An 18,511-nucleotide genomic window follows, 5' to 3' on the forward strand; every position below is an offset into this window, starting at 1 on the left:
CGAGGGATTCCGGAGGGTTTCGGTGCTGTTCGGTTACGGAGTGTGGTGTAGGGCAGTAGACGAAACTCACCGGAAAAGCCCACCCTCGCGCCCGTAGGCTGGACGCATGACCACGACGGGGGCAGACCACGCGACGGCCTTGACCGGGCCGTGGTGGTGGTCGCGGTGGCGTAGTGCGGTTCTGGACGGGGCGCTCGCCCTGGTGTCGGCGCTGGAGTGCGGCGCCGAGGGGATTCCGTTCGCGCGGGACGCGGGCGTCCCGCTGTCGGCGGGGATCGTGTTCGGTTTACTGGCCGGTTCCGTGCTGCTGCTGCGCCGGAAGTGGCCGATAGCCGTCGTGCTGGTGTCGATCGCGATCACGCCGGCCCAGATGGGCTTCCTGATGGGGATCGTCGGCCTGTACACCCTGGCCGCGGCGGAGCTGCCGCGGCGGATCATCGTGGCGCTGGCGGGGATGTCGCTGGTGGGCACGATGATCGTGACGTTCGTGCGGGTGAAGCAGGACATGGCGCGGGGCGATCTGACGCTGGGGGACTGGTTCGTGCCGTTCGCGGCGGTCACGACGTCGCTCGGGCTGACCGCTCCGCCGTTGCTGCTGGGGTTGTACGTGGGTGCGCGGCGGCGGCTGATGGAGAGTCTGCGGGAGCGGGCGGACAGTCTGGAGCGGGAGCTGCAGTTGCTCGCGGAGCGGGCGGAGGAGCGTGCGGAGTGGGCGCGGGGTGAGGAGCGGACGCGGATTGCGCGGGAGATGCATGACGTGGTCGCGCATCGGGTGAGCCTGATGGTGGTGCATGCGGCGGCGTTGCAGGCGGTGGCGCGGAAGGATCCGGAGAAGGCGGTGCGTAACGCTGCGCTGGTGGGGGACATGGGGCGGCAGGCGTTGACGGAGTTGCGGGAGATGTTGGGGGTGTTGCGTTCGGGGGAGAGTGTGCGGCGTCGTGCGGCGTCGTCGGCGTCTTCCGCGGCGGTGCCGTTGGCCGCGGTGGGGGTGGCGGCGGCGGTGGCGGCTTCGCGGGTGGCGGAGGAGGAGGGGCCGTGGCTGTCGGAGCTGGAGGAGTTGATCGGGCAGTCGGCGGCGGCCGGGATGGCGGTGGATCTGTCGGTGGAGGGGGAGGTGCGGTCGTATGCGGTGCAGATCGAGCAGACGGCGTACCGGGTGGTGCAGGAGGCGTTGACGAACGTCCACAAGCATGCGGCGGGTGCGAAGACGCATGTGCGGCTCGCGCATCGGGGGGTGGAGATCGCGATGCAGGTGGAGAACGAGCCGCCGCCGGAGCCGGCGTCGGCGGCGTCGGTGGGGCTGCCGTCGGGTGGGAACGGTCTGGTGGGGATGCGTGAGCGGGTGCTGGGGCTGGGCGGGGTGTTTGTGTCGGGGCCGACGGATGCCGGGGGTTTTCGGGTGTCGGCGGTGATTCCGGCGGTCTGAGCGTTCGTCCGGTCAGGTGTGGGTGGTGAGCCGGACGGGTTCGACGCCTGCGATGAGTGTGGTGAGGGCGTGGTCGATGTCGGGGCCGACGTACCAGTCGCCGGTGTGGTCGAGGGTGTAGATGCGGCCGTCGGCGTCGATGGCGAGGAGGGAGTGGGTGTCGGTTTCGGCGCCGAGGGGGCAGACCTCGGTGTCGAGGGCGCGGCCGAGGTCGCCGAGGGTGCGGGCGAGGTGGAGGCCGTGGAGGGGGTCGAGGTGGAGGGTGGCGGGGGCGATCTGGCGGCCGGGGCCGGTGGGGGTGATGTGCAGGCCGCCGAATTCGGCCCAGGCTTCGACGGCGGCGGGGAAGACGGTGTGCCGGTGTCCGGCGGGTGAGGTGTGCTCGCGGAGGGTGTCGGCCCAGAACTCGGCTTGTTTTATGTCCCAGCGTCCGGGTTGCCAGCCGGCGGTGCGCAGGGCGGTGTCGACGGGCGCGGAGAAGCGGGTGGGGTGCATCTGCCCTTCGTTCGTGTGTGGTGCGGGTGCGGGTGCGGGTGCGTTCGCGGGTGTGTGCTGTGGGGGCGTGGGTGCGGGCGTCAGTCGCCGGTGGCGGGGTCGACGACGTGGACGCCGAAGTGGGCGGTGAGGGCGGTGCAGGCCCGGCAGGGGGCGGCGAAGCTGCCGTGCAGGGGGTCGCCGTCCTCGCGTATCCGGCGGGCGGTGAGTTTGGCCTGCTTGAGGGCTCTGCGGGCTTCGCCGTTGGTCATGGGTTTGCGGAGGGCGCGTTTGCTGCGGGCTGCGTCGGCGGAGCTGATGTGCCGTGAGATGAGGATGGCTTCGGCGCAGCGGCCGGTGAAGCGGTCGCGTTGTCCGCTGGGGAGGGTGTCGAGGAATTCCTGGACCAGCGGGTGGAGCGGGGGCGGCTGGTCGCCGCGGGCGGCGGTGCCGGTGAGGGTGGCGCCGCGGACGGAGAGGGCGGCGGCGACGGTGGGCAGGATGCCGTCGCGGCGGTGCTGGAGGATGGGGGTGGGGGGTGTTTCGGTGCTGCTCCAGCCGATGCGGGGGTCGCCGTGGGCGGCGCTGTGGCCGGCGCCGGACATGGCGGTGTGTGGTCCCGTCTGTGTTGCGTTCATGATCGTCTTCCCCTCCCGGGGATCCCCCCGAAAATCACAGACTGCCAAATCCCGTGGCGGGTGCGGTAGCTGGGGCGGTGCGACACGCCCGGGTTTGGGCAGGCTGTCACGGCGGGGTGACGGCTGGTCACGGAAGTGGAGGGCCGGTGACCGGGGTTCGTGTACCGCATAGGCTGTCGCCACCGCGATGGGCGCGGTCGACGCGTCTGGGACGTGGGAGAGACAGCCGGATACGGGCCGTGGCGCGCCTTGGGGTGCGGTTTCGGTTCGTACGAGTGCCGCAGGGGGCATCCGTCATGACGACAGGTCGGCTCGGGCTGGGGGCACCGCTCAGCGGCCAGGCCGGGGGACAGGCCGCGCCGCCTAACGCGGCCTATGCCGGGCAGGTCGTGCACTTCCCGGATCCGGTCCGGGCGGCACGTCACCCGAGAGGGGTACGTGTTGACGAGCGTGGCTACCCCGATTTCTCGCCCTACGCGCGTGCGGCCGCGGAGATCGCGGATCCGCCGGAGGGTTTCGGTGTCGACGAGTTGCGGCTGACGGACTTCGTGTCCGCGAACGCGGTGTTGTCGGCTTCCGGGCACGAGTTGTGGGACACGGTGCCGGCGGTGGCGACGCCGCACGGGTGGACCTGGCATCACGTGGTGGGTTCGCGGCGGCTGGAGTTGGTGCCGGTCGAGGTGAAGGCGTTGCTGCGGCATCACGGTGGGCTGGTGACGACGCGGGTGGACCAGGGCAAGCGCGGTACCCGTCCGTTGCAGGAGACACGGCCGGCGCACTTCGGGTTGCCGAAGTCGGGTGTGGCGGTGTCGGAGCAGCAGGTGCAGGGGGTCGAGGAGGACCTGGGGTACCGGCTGCCGGGTGCGTACCGGTCCTTCCTGAAGGCGGCGGGCGGGTGTGCGCCGGTGGGTACGGCGCTGAGCGCGGAGCTCGGACTGCTGCTGGACCAGCCGTTCTTCACGGTTCGCGACGAGGCCGCGGTCAACGACCTCGTGTACGTCAACAAGTGCCTGCGTGACCATCTGACCAAGGACTACCTGGGCGTCGGTTTCGTGCAGGGCGGTCTGCTGGCGGTGAAGGTGAAGGGCGACCGGCTGGGTTCGGTGTGGTTCTGCGCGTACGACGATGTGCGCGACGTGGATCCGTCGTGGTCGTCGGCGGAGCGCGTGGAGCGGCTGTTGCTGCCGTGCGGTGAGGACTTCGACGTGTTTCTGTCGCGACTGGCGGGTTCTCCGCCGGAGTTGGAGACGGTGGCGAACCTGATGGTCGACGGTGGTTTCGCGCGTGCCGTCCCGGTCTCTTCTGTTGGCTCGGGGGAGTGAGTCTCGGCATGGTGACGTTCGCGCAGGCGCAGGAGCGCGCGGAGGAGTGGATCAACGGGGACGTGCCGGCGTACCAGCATCGTGAGGTGCGGGTCCGGGAGTTCGGCCTCGGGTTCGTGGTGTGGGGCGAGGACCGTGCGGAGGGTCCGCGTTCGGACGCGGGTGGGCAGCGGTTGGTCATCGCCCGGGACAGCGGTGAGGCCACGCTGTGGCCGGCGTTGCCGGTGGGCGAGGTGATCCGCCGGTACGAGGAGGAGTACGGCCGTGAGGCGGAGGTCGCCGACGCGGTGCCGGCGGCGGCCCGGGTGGACCTGAACCAGACGTCGTTCCTGTTGAGCCCGCCGGAGTGGCTCCAGGAGGCGGCGGACAAGCTGGGGATCCCGGATCGCCGGTCCGGGGGCGACGGGGCGTCGGCCGGTGCCGGTTCCGGCACCGGTGGGCTTGCGGAGACGCAGGCCGGGGTGCCTGCGGCCGGTTCGGCGGGGAGCGGTGGTGCTTCCTGGCCGGCGGCCGGTGCGGGTGCGGGTTCGGGTGGTGTCGGAGCGCGTGGGGGCGCGGGCGCGCCCGCCGGGGCGCAGGGGGCGTCGAGTGCGCCGGGTGCGCCCGAGGTGCCCGCCGGCGCGACTCCTTGGGCCGGTACGGACACGAACGCCGATGCTGGTGAGGACCGTTCCGTCCCGCTGCCCGCGACCGTGTTCGCGCCGCCGCTGAGCGACGCCGACGACGGTGCCCTGGGCGATGCGGAGACGGCGCTGATGGCGGGGGGCAGCCAGCTGCCGCGCACGACGGAGGCTCCGGCGCTCGACCGCCCGGGTGTGCCCGGAGCGCACGGTAGGGCTGGCGTGCCCGGTGCGCCGCAGGACAGCACGCCTCCGCCGCCTCCGCCGGGTGTCCCGTCGTACGGCTACCCGCAGGGACCGGCGGCTCCGGCCGCACCTCCGCAGGCTCCCGCGGCTCCGCCCGCGCCGTCTTCCTACGGCTATCCGCAGGCTCCTGCCGCCCCGGGCTACGGCTACCCGCAGGCGCCGGCCGGTGTGTCCGACGCGCCCCGGCCTCCGGCGGGTCCGGCCGCTTCGGGCCGGTCGCTCGCACCGAACGCCAGTGACATAGCCGACGCCGCGACGAGCAAGGCCGCGCCTCCTCCGCGCAGGGCGCGCGGTGCGGCGGGCGCGCCTCCTCCACCGCCGGGCGTTCCGGGAACGCCGGGTGCCCGCCCTGGGGGCACGCCTCAGCCGTCGGCGCCGGGTGCGCCTGGCGCGCCGGGCGCACCGGTCAGCGGGTATGCGCCGACGCAGCTGGTGTCATCGTTGGGTCCCGGGGGACCCGCGGGGCCGACGGGTTGGGGTGCGGGGCAGGCGCCGGGCGCGCAGACTCCGCCGGGTGCCCCCGACTCGCCCCGTGCGCCGGGTGCTCCGGGCGGTCCGCCCCCCGGCGTTGATCACGCGGCCACGATGCTGGCCGGCCCGGGCGGGGGCGCGCAGCAGCCTCCAGGCGCCCCTGGCGTACCCCCCGCGCCGGGCGTACCCCCCGCGCCGGGCGCACCGCAGCCCCCGAGCGCCCCAGGCGCACCTTTCGCCTCCGGTGCACCGCAAGCCCCTGGCGCCCCGGGCGCACCGCGGCCGTCCGGCGCCCCTGGTGCCCCTGGCATGCCTCCCGTGCCCGGCGCGCAGGGCCCTGCCGGTGGCGCGGGTGGCGCGGGTGGCGCGGTTCACCACGCGCAGACCGTGCTGGCCGGGCCTCCGGTGGGTCCCCCGGGCGCCGCCCCCGGTATGCCGCCGGGCGCTCCGCAGATGCCGCCGCCGATGCCGGCCGGTGCGATGCCGCCGCCCCCTGCCCCCGGCCAGCAGCAGCCGGCGTACGGCTACCCGCAGCAGGGGCAGCCGACCGTGGGCCCGGGCTATCAGGCGGTGCTGCGCTACCGCGCGCAGGACGGTTCGGAGCAGCAGCTGATCCGGCGTTCGGCGCCGGGGACGCCGCATCCGGAGTGGCAGATCTTCCATGAGCTGCGGGCGATGAACGTGCCGCCGGACCAGGTGCTGGAGCTCCACACGGAGCTGGAGTCGTGCGAGCTGCCGGGTGCCTACTGTGCCCGGATGATCCGGGAGCAGTGGCCCCAGGCGCGGCTCGCGAGCATCGCGCCGTACGGGACGGACCACGCGAGCCGGCAGCAGGGGATGCGGCAGTTGCTGGCGCACCAGGGGGAGTTGCACCAGGTGGCGGCGGGTCCCGCGCGGCCCGCGCCGGTGCGGGCGCCGTTGCCGCAGGTGCAGGCCGCGCCGCCGATCCCGCCGGAGGCGATCGCGCAGGAGCTGGCGGCGGCGTTCGGGCCGGGCGTGTTCCGGTTCGAGCAGGTGGCGGTGGAGCGGCAGGGTGTGCCGCCGATCGTGGCGCACACGCTGGTCGTGGCGGGGCTGCCGCTGGACATGGGACCGTTCTTCTGGGCGCAGGCCCAGCCGGGCCGTCCGGTGCCGACGCTGGCGGAACTGGCGCAGGAGCGCGGGGTGCAGCCGGCGCCGGACGCGGGGTCGTACCTCGTCATGGGCACCGACTTCGGCAAGGCGGTCTGTGTGCAGTACGGGACCGCGAACATCGTGGCCGTGCCGGTGGAGGCGGGGCCGGGCGGGGCGTCCGTGCCGCCGCAGTTCGTCAACACCGGGCTGCCGGAGTTCGTGCGCTGTCTGGCGCTGCTGGGCCGGATGTGGCGGCTCAGGTTCGGCCTGAATCAGGAGCAGGCGGGCCGCTGGACCGTCGACTTCCAGGCCCAGTTGGCCTCCCTGGACCCGGCGGCGCTCGGTTCGCCGGAGAGCTGGTGGTCGGTGCTGCTGGAGCAGATGTGGGACGGGCTGCTGTAGCGCGGCGGTAGGACGACCGGTGGGGCCGGTCCGGGCGGGTGTCCGGGCCGGCCCCACGCGCGCGTGCACGTTTTCGCCACCCGTTGTGCGTGGTGCGCGGGCATGATGGGCGGGTGGACTTCGAGCCGTACCGGGGCGAGTTGGTGGCGTACTGCTATCGGATGCTGGGCTCGTTCCACGAGGCCGAGGATCTGGTGCAGGAGACCATGCTGCGCGCCTGGAAGGCCCGTGACCGCTACGACCCGGCGCGGGCGTCGGTGCGGACGTGGCTGTACCGGATCGCGACGAACGTGTGCCTGACGGCCCTTCAGGGGCGTGCGCGAAGGCCGTTGCCGTCGGGGCTCGGGGCGCCCGGCACGGATCCGGAGGCGCCGCTGACGCCCGCGCTCGACGTGCCGTGGCTGGAGCCGTTCCCCGACGCGCGCCTCGATGTGGAGGTGCGCACGGATCTGCGGCTCGCACTGGTGACGGCGCTGCAGGTACTGCCCGCGCGGCAGCGCGCCGTGCTGGTGCTGCGCGAGGTGCTGGAGTTCAGTGCCGCCGAGGTCGCCGCCCAGTTGGAGACGTCGGTGCCGGCCGTGAACAGCGCGCTGCAGCGGGCGCGTGCCGCTCTCGCGGGCATGGGTGCGGCGGACGAGGTGACCGAGCCGGACGATCCCGGGGTGCGGGAGGCCGTCCGGCGGTATGCGCGGGCGTTCGAGGCGGCCGATGTGCCCGCGCTCGTACGGCTGCTCACCGACGACGCGGTCCTGGAGATGCCGCCGCTGGCGCTGTGGTACCGGGGCCGCGACGACTACGGCCGGTTCATGGAGCGCGTGTTCCGGATGCGCGGCACCGGCTGGCGTACGCGCCTGCTGACCGCCAACGCACAGCCCGCGCTCGCCGCGTACGCCCCGGAGCCCGGCGGCGGCCACCGCCTGCACAGCGTGCAGGTCCTCGAGGTCACCGGCGACGGCCGGATCGCGCGCAACACGGTGTTCACGGACCCACGCGCGCTGACGACGCTGGCACCGCAAGAAGCTCCCTGAAGAAGTTCGCGAAGAAGCCCCGCGAAGAAGTTCCGTCCACGCCGATGGGTCCGCGCCGTGCCGCCGGTATGTACCGGTGACCATCGAGCGAAGGGACAACCGTCATGAGCGTTGTCGTCATCCAATTCACCACCCTGGACGGGATCGTGTCCGACCCGGACGGTTCCGAGGGCACCCCGTACGGCGGCTGGCTGTTCCGGTTCGGCCGGGAGGAGATCGCCGGGGACAGGTTCCGTCTGGGCGGCGTCCTGGACGAGGGGGTCGTACTGCTGGGGCGGTCCACCTGGGAGGCGTTCTCGCGGCTGTGGCCGGGCCGCGACGACCCGTTCTCCGCGCGCCTGAACGCCGCGCCCAAGCTGGTCGCCTCCCGCACGTTGTCCGACGTGTCCGCGTGGGCCAACTCCCGTCTCGTCGAAGCTGATCTCCTGGAGGCCGTCAAGGCCGAGCAGCGGGACGTGGTCGTCATGGGCAGCATCGGTGTCGTCCACGCGCTGGCGGCCGCCGACCTGGTCGACGAGTACCGGCTGGTGACCTTCCCGACGGTGCTGGGCACCGGCCGGCCGCTCTTCCCCGCCGGCAGTCCGTCGGTCGAACTGGAGTGCGTGTCGGCGGAGCGGTCGGGCGCGACGGTGCTGACCCGCTATCTGAGGGCGCGCGACTGAGCGTTCGCGCCCCCTGGTGCGCCCACATCCCCAGGAACAACGTGCAGTGCTTCGACCGTGACGTATCTGCGGAGTGTCGCGTTATGAACAGTTAAGCCCGATCCATCAAGATGTGCGCGAAATAATCATTTCGTGCGGGTCCGGTGGAGAGGGGTTCCCAGGGTGAGCAGCACATCGATGTCGCCGTACTGCTTCGTGACCGTCCGGGGGCGTGGCTACCGCCCCGAGCAGGTCGACACGTTCATGGCGGCTCTGTCGGAGGACCGGGACGCCGCGTGGGAACGTGCCGCGCGGCTCACCGTCCTCGCCAAGGACATGGAGAAGGAGGTCGAGCGGCTGCAGGCCGTCGTCGCGGAACTCCCGCCGCAGACGTACGAGTCGCTCGGAGACCGTGCGCAACGTGTGTACCGGCTCGTGCTGGAGGAAGCAGCGGCCCTGCGCGACAAGGCCCGGCGCGCGCTGACGGACGACGTCGCGGAGGCCTCGGAGCGTGCCGAGAACACCCGCAGTACGGCGCAGGAACAGGCCGATGCGCTCCGCGCGGACACCGAGGAGCGCACCCGCCAGCTGCTTCTCGCCGCACGCGCCGAGGCCGACGACATCCGCATCGGCGCCCGGCTGGAGGTGAAGGAGCAGCGCGGTGAGGCCCTCGGGGCGGTGCGCGAGGTACGGCAGCGCACCACGGCGATGCTGGCCGAACAGGCCAAGGAGCACGCCGAACGCTGGGCCGAGGCGGAGCGCGAGGAGGTCGCGAGCGCCGCCGCCGTCGACGCGCACAACGCCGAACGCATCGCCCGTGCCGAGGCGGCCCTGTCCGAGGCGAAGTGCGCCCTCGGTGAGGCGGAGGAGTCCTCGCGCCGTGCCGAGGAGGCGGCGCAGACGCGTGCCGCGGAGATCCTGGCGGAGGCGCGGGCCCGGGAGGACCGCATCGCCCGGGACACCGAGCGGGTGCTGCGCGAGCACGGGGAGACCTGGGACGGCGTGCAGGCGCACATGGACCACATGCGCAACAGCCTCATGTCCCTGACGGGGCGCGCGACGGCGGAATAGCGCCCCCGGCCATGGGCCGCGCTCCTGCGTACGCCAGGTTCGACTCCCTTTCCGTACGCGTCGGCTCAGTGCCCCCGCCGTTCCGCCCCCGCCAGGATCCACCCTTCCACCGCTTCGTACTGCCGCCGCTGTTCGGCGGCCCCGCGCCGGCCGGAGACCACCGTCCCCAGCCACCCCAGGAAGAAACCGGCGGGGATGGAGACGATGCCGGTGGTGGTGAAGGGGAACCAGTTGAAGTCGGCGTGCGGGAAGACGGCACCCGGCGATCCGGAGACCAGGTTCGTGCCCGGCATCAGGAGCAGCACGGTGAGGGTGCCGCCGAGGAGCGTGCACATCAGGCCGGTGCGGGTGTAGCGGCGCCAGAAGAGGCCGTAGACCAGGGCGGGAGCGAGGGCGGAGGCGCCGAGGCAGAAGGAGAGGGTGACCAGGGGCTGCAGGTTATGGTGCTGGACGAGGACCGCCAGGAGGATCGTGGGCACTCCGGTGGCGAGCGCGCAGACGCGGGCCAGGTTCATCTCGCGGCGGGCCGGCATCTCCTGGACGCGGGTCGCGAAGACGTCGTGGGCGAGGGAGTTGGCGCAGGCGAGGATCATGCCGGCGACGGAGGCGAGCAGGGTCAGGAAGATCGCCGTGGTGACGGTGGTGAAGAGCAGGGTCTCCGCCGTCGACACGTCGGTCCCGAACGCCGCGCGGGAGCCCAGCAGATACGCGGTGTTGCCCTGCGGGTCGGCGGCGCTGATGGCGGCACGGCCGATCAGGGCGGTGGCGCCGAACCCGATGATGCCGATGATCAGCACGAACAGGGCCACCCCCGACACCGCCCAGGACATCGAGCGCCGGACCTGGCGGGCGCTGGAGGCCGTGTACATGCGCATGGTGATGTGCGGGAGGCAGGCGCCGCCGAGGACGATGGTCAGCTCCGAACTGATCATGTCCAGCCGGGGGGCGGGTCCGCCGCGGAATTCGAGGCCGGAGTGCAGGTAGGCGGTGCCGGCACCGCTGCCCTTGGCGGCCGCGGCGAGCAGGGCACCGGGGTCCCAGTCGAAGCGGTGCAGGATCAGCAGGGCGACGACGATGCCGGAGCCGAGCAGCGTCACGATCTTCAGGATCTGGATGAGCGCGGTGCCCTTCATACCGCCGATGGCCGCGTAGCTGATCATCAGGGCGCCGAGGCCGATGACACAGCCGGTCTGCACGGACTCGTCGGAGAAACCGAGGATGAAGGCCATCAGCTGGCCGGCGCCGGCCAGCTGGACGAGCATCAGGGGCAGCAGGGCGGCGATGGTGACCGCGCAGGCCGCGATCCGTACGCTCCGGCCGGGCATCCGGCGGGCCAGCGCGTCGCCCATGGTGAACCGGCCCGCGTTGCGCAGCGGTTCGGCCAGCAGGAACATCAGCAGCATCAGCGACAGGGCGGTGCTGAGGGCGAGGACGACGCCGTCGTAGCCGCACAGGGCGATCACCCCGCCGGTGCCGAGGACGGTGGCCGCGGAGATGTAGTCGCCGGCGATGGCCAGGCCGTTGCGCAGCGGCGAGAGGGAGCCGTAACCGGTGTAGAACTCGTCGAGGTCGTCGCGGTCCGGGCCGGTCATCACGCACAGCAGGAGGGTGAGCGTGGCGACGACGGTGAAGGCGACCAGGGACATGTACTGGGCCGAACCGCTGAAGCCGGTCACCGTACGGCCCCTCGCCTGGCGTCCAGTTCGGCGGTTCTGCGGATGCGGTCCGCGAGCGGGTCGACATGGCGGCGCGCGGTGTGCTCGTACAGCGCGATCGCCAGCCAGGTGACGGGGAGTTGGAGGAGCGCGAGGAGCAGGCCGGCGGGGATGCCGTCGGCGACCGTGCTGGTCATCATGTGCGGGGCGAACGCCGACAGCACCAGGAACAGCGTGAAGTAGCCGAGCGCGGTGAGTGCCGCGGTGCGCCGCTGCAGCCGGTAGGCGCCGCGCAGTACCCGGAGGTCGCTGTGGTGCCCGACCGGCTCCCGGTGCGGCACATGCCGGGGCCGCGGCGGCTCCGGGGGCAACGGCTGCCAGGGATAGGTCAGTTGCGAAGGCTCGCGTGGGGAAGGGTCGTAGGACATCCCGGTGCTCCTTGCATGGCTCGGGTCCGTGGCGGCGGACCGCAGGGAGAGGAGGGAACGGGGGACGCACGTTACTCGCAGGTATACGGGGCGCGCGGCTTTTTCCTTCAACTGGCCGGTCGGTATGCGCTTACTGTGCGGCGGCGGTCTGACCTCGGGTGTTACCCGCGTTAACCCGGATTTTTTCGTGTGCGTACTCCGCGCCGGCCCCGGTGGAACTCCCGCCCGGCGTCGGCCCCTACAACTGTTCGGCGGCGGGCGGAGTCTGATGAGCGGGGCGCGTCTTGCCCCGCAGTTCGTCCATCCGTCACCGAGACTTCATATGGGGACACATGTTCCAGACCTCTCCCGGACCTCGCTTCCTCGGGCGAACCGCCGGCATGATCGGTGCCCTCGCCCTGGTCGCGCTGGGTGCCACGCCCGCCGCGGCCGACGGACCGGCCCCCGGGGTGGTCCTGGGCAGGCTCGCCCCGGTCGACGGGGCCGAGCCGGGGAGTTCCTTCCAGGTGCCGGCCCAATTCACCAACACGGGCGCGGAGGCGCTCGGCAAGGTCTGGCTGTCGTACACCCTCACCCGCGGACTGAGCCTCACGGAACTGCCCTCCAACTGCTCCTCCCTCGAGATCCCGACAATGGACGAGATCCCCAACAAGACCGAGGCGGTCTGTGAGTTCGACCAGACCGTGAAGCCGGGCGTCGTCTACGCGCCCGAGAAGCAGCTGACCTTCGACGTGCTCGACTACGCGTTGTACGACGACGTCACGGTGGGGATCGACACCTCGGGGTTCCCCTATCCCGGGGACAACTTCTCGCATCCGGAGCCGGGATCCGGGCCCGCGATCAGACTCGTCGAGCAGCCCGACGCCACGCCGGCGGCCCCCGGCAGCGCGAAGCGCCCGTCCGTGGACGTGGCCGATGTGCCGGTCACCGCCGCGAACACGGCCGACTTCCAGGTGACGGGAGCGCGGCTGGAGGGCGCAGTCGGGGACACCGTCCCCCTGAAAGTGAAGATCACCAACGCCGGGCCGGCCTGGGTGTACCGGAGGGACCGTGCGACGGCGGCACGGGTACTGATCAAAATGCCCGCCGGTACGACGGTGGCCAAGAGCGACAACTACTGCATCAAGGCGGGCTCCGGGACCTACACCTGCTCCAGCGGGTACGCCTGGGTCCCCGAAACCTACAAGCAGACCTTCACCTTCGAGCTGAAGATCGACAAGGCCGTGTCCGGGGCCGAGGGATCGATCGAACTCACCGGCCGCTCCCGGCCGTTCGACACCCACGCGGAGAACGACAAGGCCGGCATCCGGCTCGACGTCACCGGCGGCGACGGGGCGTCCGGCGGCGGCGCGAGCCCGACGCCGTCCACCGGGGCCTCCGGCACGTCCGGCGGCGACGGTCTGGCGAACACCGGTTCCGGTACGGCCCTCCCGCTCGCGGGCGCCGCCGCGGCCGCCGTCGCCCTCGGCGCGGGCGCACTCCTGGCGGCCCGCCGACGTGCGAACGGGCGGTAGGCACGCGAACAACGGTCAGTCGGGCGGGCCTTCTGGACGGCGACGATCACCCGCGGGGAGGCGCCCGCTTCTCACCGCTCCGTCAGGACCGGAAAGCGCCGGGGCGCCAGCACCAGCAGCACCACGAAGGCCAGCGCCGCCGCGCCCGCCGCTCCCAGGTACACCGCGTGCACCGCGTCCGCGATGGCCCGCCGGGTCGCCTCGGGCGCGGTCCCGGCGGCCAGGGCGCGGGTGACGGAGTCCAGGTCGCCGGCTCCGCCCAGGCGCGCGGACAGCACGCCGTTGGCCACCGCCCCGAAGGCTGCTGCGCCGATCGTCTGCCCGGTCTGCCGGCAGAAGAGGACGGACGCCGTCGTGGTGCCGCGCTCCGCCCAGCCGACGGTGGACTGGACGCCCACGATCAGCGGGAGCTGGAAGAGCCCCAGGGCGGCGCCCAGCAGGGTCATCAGCAGCGTCGGCTGCCAGGCCGATCCGGGATACGGCAGGAACGGGAAGGCGAGCAGGATCAGCGCCGCCGCCCCGATCCCCAGCATCGCCGTGTTGCGGAAGCCGATCCGCCGGTACACGTGCTGGCTCAGCGCCGCCGCCACCGGCCAGGTCAACGTCCAGACGGACAGCACGAATCCGGCGGCCACCGGGGCGAGGCCCAGGACCGACTGGGCGTAGGTGGGCAGGAAGACCGTGGGGGCGACCATGAGGAGTCCGAGCGCGCCCGACGCCAGATTCACCGCGGCGATGGTCCTGCGCCGCCACACCCACCCCGGGATGATCGGCTCCGCCGCCCGGCGCTCGATCCACACCACGAGCGCCACCAGCGCCAGCCCGGCGGCGAACAGAGCGCAAGACGGCGCGGACCACCAGGCCCACGCCACCCCGCCCTGCACGAGCGCCGTCAGCAGTGCACCCCCGCACGCGAAGACCGCCAGTGCGCCCATCCAGTCCACCCGCGGAGGCGTGCGCGGCGCGCGCTCCGGCTCGTGAAGGTGGCGCACTATCAGCCAGAGCGCCGCCGTGCCGATCGGCAGGTTGACGAGGAAGATCCACCGCCAGTCCGCGTACGCGGCCAGCACCCCGCCGATCCCCGGCCCGGCCACCGCCGACACCGCCCACACCGTCGACAGCTTGGACTGGATCTTCGGGCGTTCCTCAAGGGGGTACAGGTCGGCCGCGAGGGTCTGCACGGTGCCCTGCAGCGCGCCCCCGCCGAGGCCCTGCACGATCCGGAACGCGATCAGCGCGCCCATGTTCCAGGCCAGCGCGCACAGCAGCGAGCCCAGCAGGAACAGCGCGGCACCCACGACCAGCACCGGCTTGCGGCCGAAGGTGTCGGAGAGCTTGCCGTACACCGGGAGGGTCACGGTGACGGCCAGCAGATAGCCGGAGAAGAGCCAGGAGAAGACGGAGAAGCCATCGAGGTCGCCGACGATCTGGGGGACGGCGGTGGAGACGATGGTGGAGTCGAGCGCGGCCAGCGCCATCGAGAGCATCAGGGCGGCCACCACGGCTCCCCGCCGGCCCGTCCCGGTGTCCCGCCCGGCCGCGCGTATCGCGGGTGTCGTACTCCCCACGCCGGATCCCCTCCCCATGCGTTCCCCATGCATCTATGTCGCGTACGACAGCTTCCCATCCGCCCCCACCTGGCGGGAGTACGCGTCCGCTTGCGTCTCACGCCACGGGAGGGTGGAGGCTGACCGGGCCGGCGGGTGGAGTCCGACCCCTAGACGGTCTCCACCCGCCGGTGGACTTCCCCTAGGGGGTTCTCCGTATCAGGGCCCGGGGAGGGTTCGTACCGCCGGAGGAGGAGACGGCACCCCGGTCGTCCTTAACCTGGTTTTACGCCGCCGGGGGGCGGTTGACCGAACCGGCGGGGGTGGGGTTTTCCCCCGGGCAAGACGGGGCTTCGCACCAGCGCGGGACACCCCCGCCCACCGCCAGACTCATCGTCGTACCGAACGCTGCACAGCACGACGCAGCACAGCGCTGCTCGTTCGCTGACCGACTTAGGAGACATACCGTGACATCGGCTGTGACCATTCCCAGGCACGGGGGTACTGGAGGGCGTACGGCCGTTGCCGCGCGGGCGCGGCAGGTCGTCAAGGCGTACGGGGCCGGAGAGACCCGTGTCGTCGCCCTCGACCACGTCGACGTGGACATCGCGCGGGGCCAGTTCACCGCGATCATGGGCCCCTCGGGGTCCGGCAAGTCCACCCTGATGCACTGCCTCGCCGGGCTCGACACCGTGACGAGCGGTCAGATCTACCTGGACGAGACCGAGATCACCGGCCTGAAGGACAAGAAGCTCACCAAGCTGCGCCGGGACCGGATCGGGTTCATCTTCCAGGCGTTCAACCTGCTGCCGACGCTGAACGCGCTGGAGAACATCACGCTCCCCATGGACATCGCCGGGCGCAAGCCCGACAAGGAGTGGCTGGAGCGCGTGGTCACCACCGTGGGGCTCGCGGACCGGCTCAAGCACCGTCCCACGCAGCTCTCGGGCGGTCAGCAGCAGCGCGTGGCCGTGGCGCGCGCCCTCGCCGCGCGCCCCGAGATCATCTTCGGTGACGAGCCGACCGGAAACCTCGACTCCCGCGCGGGCGCGGAGGTCCTCGGCTTCCTGCGCCGCTCCGTCGACGAGCTGGGCCAGACCATCGTGATGGTCACCCACGACCCGGTGGCCGCCTCGTACGCGGACCGGGTGCTGTACCTCGCCGACGGCCGGATCGTCGACGAGATGTTCAAGCCGACCGCGGACGCCGTCCTGGACCGCATGAAGGACTTCGACGCGCGGGGGCGTACGTCATGACCGTCATGAGGACCTCCCTGCGCAACTTCTTCGCGCACAAGGGACGCATGGCCCTGTCAGCGGTCGCCGTGCTGCTGTCGGTGGCGTTCGTCTGCGGCACGCTGGTGTTCACCGACACGATGAACACGACGTTCGACAAGCTGTTCGCGGCGACCTCGTCCGATGTACAGGTCAGCGCCAAGGGCGCCTCCGACACGGGTGAGACGACCTCCGACACCGGCAAGCCGCCGGTGATGCCCGCCTCGGTGCTGGGCAAGATCCGGCACGCCCAGGGTGTCAAGGCGGCGGAGGGGACGGTGTTCTCCACCAAGGCCACCGTCGTCGACGCCGCCAAGGACGACCTCTCGCCCAGCAGCGGCGCGCCGACCATCGTCGGCGGCTGGAACGGCAACGACGCCCGCACCATGAAGATCACCTCCGGTACGGCGCCCAGGGCCCCCGGCCAGATCATGGTCGACGCCGACACCGCCGACAAGCACCACCTGAAGCTCGGTGACGAGATCGGTGTGATCACCACGGTCGGCACGCACACCGCGCGCATCTCCGGCATCGCCACCTTCACCGTCACCAACCCCGGCGCGGCGATCTTCTACCTCGACACCCGCACCGCGCAGCGGACGCTCGTCGGCCGGACCGGCGTCTACACCAACGTCAACGTCACGGCGGCCAAGGGCGTGACCGACGACGGGCTGAAGAAGAACGTCATGGCCGAACTCGGCGGCGGCTACAAGGTGCAGACCGCCAAGGAGGTCGCCGATGCCAACCAGAAGCAGGTCGAGAGCTTCCTGAACGTCATGAAGTACGCGATGCTCGGCTTCGCCGGGATCGCGTTCCTCGTCGGCATCTTCCTGATCATCAATACCTTCTCCATGCTGGTCGCCCAGCGCACCCGGGAGATCGGCCTGATGCGGGCCATCGGCTCCTCCCGCAAGCAGGTCAACCGCTCGGTGCTGGCCGAGGCGCTGCTGCTGGGCGTGGTCGGGTCCGTGCTCGGCGTCGGCGCGGGCGTCGGTATCGCGGTCGGCCTGATGAAGCTCATGGGCAACATGGGCATGCATCTGTCGACGGACGATCTGACGGTCGCCTGGACGACTCCGGTGATCGGTCTGCTCCTCGGTGTCGTGGTCACCGTCCTGGCCGCCTACCTGCCCGCCCGGCGTGCCGGCAAGGTCTCCCCGATGGCCGCGCTGCGCGACGCGGGCGCCCCGTCCGACGCCAGGTCCGGGTGGATACGGGCCCTGGTCGGCGCCGTCCTCACCGCCGCCGGTGGCATGGGCCTGTACGCCGCCGCCACCGCCGACAAGGCCAAGGACGGCTCCTCGTGGCTGGGCCTGGGCATCGTGCTCACCCTGATCGGTTTCGTCGTCATCGGCCCCCTGCTGGCCGGCGGCCTGGTGCGGGTGCTCAGTGCCGTACTGCTGCGGGTCTTCGGCCCCGTCGGACGGATGGCCGAACGCAACGCCCTGCGCAACCCGCGCCGCACCGGCGCCACCGGCGCGGCCCTGATGATCGGCCTCGCGCTGGTCGCCTGTCTGTCGGTGGTCGGCTCCTCCATGGTGGCGTCCGCCACCGACCAACTCGACAAGACCGTGGGTACGGACTTCATCATCCAGAGCGACAAGGACCAAGTGCTCATCACCCCGCAGGCGGTGCAGGTCATCAAGGCCACGCCCGGTCTGGCGCGGATCACCGAGTACAAGACGACCGTCGCCGACTACACGACCCCCGACGGCCAGACGCTCAAGGACACCGACATCACCGCGGCCGACCCCTCCTACGCGAGCGATCTGCGCAAGAAGACCGTGGCCGGCGACCTCAAGGACGCCTACCTGCCCGACTCGATGTCCGTCCACGAGAAGTTCGCGAAGGCCCACGGCATCCATCTCGGCTCGAAGGTCACGGTCGCCTTCAAGAACGGCTCCACCGCCCACCTGACGGTCCGCGCGATCACCAGCAGCGACGACGTGATCGACCAGGGTGCCAAGTACACCTCCATCGCCACGCTCGACAAGTACGTGCCGGCCGACAAGAGGCCGCTCGACCGGCTGGTCTTCGCCACCGCCGAGGACGGGCAGCAGGCCGCCGCGTACAAGGCGCTGAAGTCGGCCCTGCACGAGTACCCGCAGTACAAGGTCCGCGACCAGACCGACTACAAGAAGGCGCTCAAGGACCAGATCGGCCAGCTGCTGAACATGATCTACGGCCTGCTGGCACTGGCGATCATCGTGGCGGTCCTGGGCGTGGTGAACACCCTGGCCCTGTCGGTGGTGGAGCGGACCCGGGAGATCGGCCTGATGCGGGCCATCGGTCTCTCCCGCCGCCAGCTGCGCCGTATGATCCGCCTGGAGTCGGTGGTCATCGCTCTCTTCGGTGCCCTGCTCGGCCTCGGCCTCGGCATGGGCTGGGGAGCCACCGCCCAGAAGCTGCTCGCCCTGGAGGGACTGAAGGTCCTGGACATCCCCTGGCCGACCATCGTCACGGTCTTCGTCGGCTCGGCCTTCGTGGGACTGTTCGCGGCGCTCATCCCGGCGTTCCGGGCGGGCAGGATGAACGTTCTGAACGCGATCGCGACGGACTAGGCAAGCACGCCGAGACGATCGGACGGCGGGGCGCTGAGATCGACTGCGCGCCCCGCCGTCCGTGTGCCTGCCCCTGGTCA

General features: G+C 71.8%; 14 protein-coding genes. 9 read left to right on the top strand and 5 right to left on the bottom strand.

Annotated features, from left to right (window positions below; genetic code table 11):
• Nucleotides 1-106 precede the first annotated feature (106 nt).
• Nucleotides 107-1,426, top strand: a complete 1,320-nt coding sequence (locus EDD90_RS32280; RefSeq protein WP_123976416.1) for a sensor histidine kinase — start codon at nucleotides 107-109, stop codon at nucleotides 1,424-1,426.
• Between the two features lie 12 nt (nucleotides 1,427-1,438).
• Here EDD90_RS32280 and EDD90_RS32285 read toward each other — a convergent pair whose 3' ends face one another.
• Nucleotides 1,439-1,921 carry an SUKH-3 domain-containing protein gene (locus EDD90_RS32285; protein ID WP_123976417.1) on the bottom strand — a complete coding sequence of 161 codons (483 nt, stop codon included), beginning with the start codon at nucleotides 1,919-1,921 and terminating at the stop codon, nucleotides 1,439-1,441.
• Nucleotides 1,922-2,001: 80 nt separating this feature from the next.
• Nucleotides 2,002-2,538 carry a YwqJ-related putative deaminase gene (locus EDD90_RS32290; protein WP_185149292.1) on the bottom strand — a complete coding sequence of 179 codons (537 nt, stop codon included), beginning with the start codon at nucleotides 2,536-2,538 and terminating at the stop codon, nucleotides 2,002-2,004.
• Between the two features lie 296 nt (nucleotides 2,539-2,834).
• Between EDD90_RS32290 and EDD90_RS32295 the strand changes: the two genes are divergently transcribed.
• The 5 genes from EDD90_RS32295 (at nucleotide 2,835) to EDD90_RS32315 (ending at nucleotide 9,452) form a co-directional block, all read left to right on the top strand.
• Nucleotides 2,835-3,860, top strand: coding sequence for an SMI1/KNR4 family protein (locus EDD90_RS32295; protein ID WP_123976418.1), 1,026 nt, complete (start codon nucleotides 2,835-2,837; stop codon nucleotides 3,858-3,860).
• An 8-nt stretch (nucleotides 3,861-3,868) separates the two neighbouring features.
• On the top strand, nucleotides 3,869-6,712 hold the full coding sequence (locus tag EDD90_RS32300; protein ID WP_123976419.1) for an SUKH-4 family immunity protein: 2,844 nt from the start codon (nucleotides 3,869-3,871) through the stop codon (nucleotides 6,710-6,712).
• A gap of 113 nt (nucleotides 6,713-6,825) precedes the next feature.
• Nucleotides 6,826-7,740, top strand: a complete 915-nt coding sequence (locus tag EDD90_RS32305; protein WP_123976420.1) for an RNA polymerase subunit sigma-70 — start codon at nucleotides 6,826-6,828, stop codon at nucleotides 7,738-7,740.
• Nucleotides 7,741-7,844: 104 nt separating this feature from the next.
• Entirely contained in the window at nucleotides 7,845-8,402 is a 558-nt protein-coding gene (locus EDD90_RS32310; RefSeq protein ID WP_123976421.1) for a dihydrofolate reductase family protein, read from the top strand.
• A 162-nt stretch (nucleotides 8,403-8,564) separates the two neighbouring features.
• A complete protein-coding gene (locus EDD90_RS32315) occupies nucleotides 8,565-9,452 on the top strand; it encodes a cellulose-binding protein (RefSeq protein WP_260328237.1) in 888 nt (295 codons plus the stop codon).
• A gap of 65 nt (nucleotides 9,453-9,517) precedes the next feature.
• Here the strand turns inward: EDD90_RS32315 and EDD90_RS32320 are convergent, their stop codons facing one another.
• Nucleotides 9,518-11,128, bottom strand: a complete 1,611-nt coding sequence (locus EDD90_RS32320) for a cation acetate symporter (protein ID WP_260328238.1) — start codon at nucleotides 11,126-11,128, stop codon at nucleotides 9,518-9,520.
• Complete coding sequence (locus tag EDD90_RS32325) at nucleotides 11,125-11,535, bottom strand: DUF485 domain-containing protein (protein WP_123976422.1); 411 nt, start codon at nucleotides 11,533-11,535, stop codon at nucleotides 11,125-11,127. The genes EDD90_RS32320 and EDD90_RS32325 overlap by 4 nt, the downstream gene beginning before the upstream one ends.
• Nucleotides 11,536-11,867: 332 nt before the next feature.
• Here EDD90_RS32325 and EDD90_RS32330 point away from each other — a divergent pair, with 332 nt between their 5' ends.
• Nucleotides 11,868-13,049, top strand: a complete 1,182-nt coding sequence (locus EDD90_RS32330; RefSeq protein ID WP_123976423.1) for a hypothetical protein — start codon at nucleotides 11,868-11,870, stop codon at nucleotides 13,047-13,049.
• 71 nt (nucleotides 13,050-13,120) lie between these two features.
• Here EDD90_RS32330 and EDD90_RS32335 read toward each other — a convergent pair whose 3' ends face one another.
• Nucleotides 13,121-14,617, bottom strand: a complete 1,497-nt coding sequence (locus EDD90_RS32335; protein WP_123976424.1) for an MFS transporter — start codon at nucleotides 14,615-14,617, stop codon at nucleotides 13,121-13,123.
• 446 nt (nucleotides 14,618-15,063) lie between these two features.
• On the opposite strand from EDD90_RS32335, the gene EDD90_RS32340 reads away from it, so the two are divergent.
• Complete coding sequence (locus tag EDD90_RS32340) at nucleotides 15,064-15,852, top strand: ABC transporter ATP-binding protein (protein WP_123976425.1); 789 nt, start codon at nucleotides 15,064-15,066, stop codon at nucleotides 15,850-15,852.
• The gene (locus tag EDD90_RS32345; RefSeq protein WP_123976426.1) at nucleotides 15,849-18,431 is read left to right on the top strand and encodes an ABC transporter permease; all 2,583 of its coding nucleotides are present in this window, start codon (nucleotides 15,849-15,851) and stop codon (nucleotides 18,429-18,431) included. The genes EDD90_RS32340 and EDD90_RS32345 overlap by 4 nt, the downstream gene beginning before the upstream one ends.
• Nucleotides 18,432-18,511: the final 80 nt, after the last annotated feature.

This window comes from Streptomyces sp. Ag109_O5-1 (assembly GCF_003814875.1).
In the GTDB taxonomy this organism is placed as follows: Bacteria; Actinomycetota; Actinomycetes; order Streptomycetales; family Streptomycetaceae; genus Streptomyces; species Streptomyces sasae.

Coding starts and splice junctions, on each gene's coding strand:
- EDD90_RS32295 (WP_123976418.1), top strand. CDS start 2,835: ATGACGACAGGTCGGCTCGGGCTGGGGGCACCGCTCAGCGGCCAGGCC.
- EDD90_RS32280 (WP_123976416.1), top strand. CDS start 107: ATGACCACGACGGGGGCAGACCACGCGACGGCCTTGACCGGGCCGTGG.
- EDD90_RS32330 (WP_123976423.1), top strand. CDS start 11,868: ATGTTCCAGACCTCTCCCGGACCTCGCTTCCTCGGGCGAACCGCCGGC.
- EDD90_RS32285 (WP_123976417.1), bottom strand. CDS start 1,921: ATGCACCCCACCCGCTTCTCCGCGCCCGTCGACACCGCCCTGCGCACC.
- EDD90_RS32300 (WP_123976419.1), top strand. CDS start 3,869: ATGGTGACGTTCGCGCAGGCGCAGGAGCGCGCGGAGGAGTGGATCAAC.
- EDD90_RS32290 (WP_185149292.1), bottom strand. CDS start 2,538: ATGAACGCAACACAGACGGGACCACACACCGCCATGTCCGGCGCCGGC.
- EDD90_RS32345 (WP_123976426.1), top strand. CDS start 15,849: ATGACCGTCATGAGGACCTCCCTGCGCAACTTCTTCGCGCACAAGGGA.
- EDD90_RS32325 (WP_123976422.1), bottom strand. CDS start 11,535: ATGTCCTACGACCCTTCCCCACGCGAGCCTTCGCAACTGACCTATCCC.
- EDD90_RS32310 (WP_123976421.1), top strand. CDS start 7,845: ATGAGCGTTGTCGTCATCCAATTCACCACCCTGGACGGGATCGTGTCC.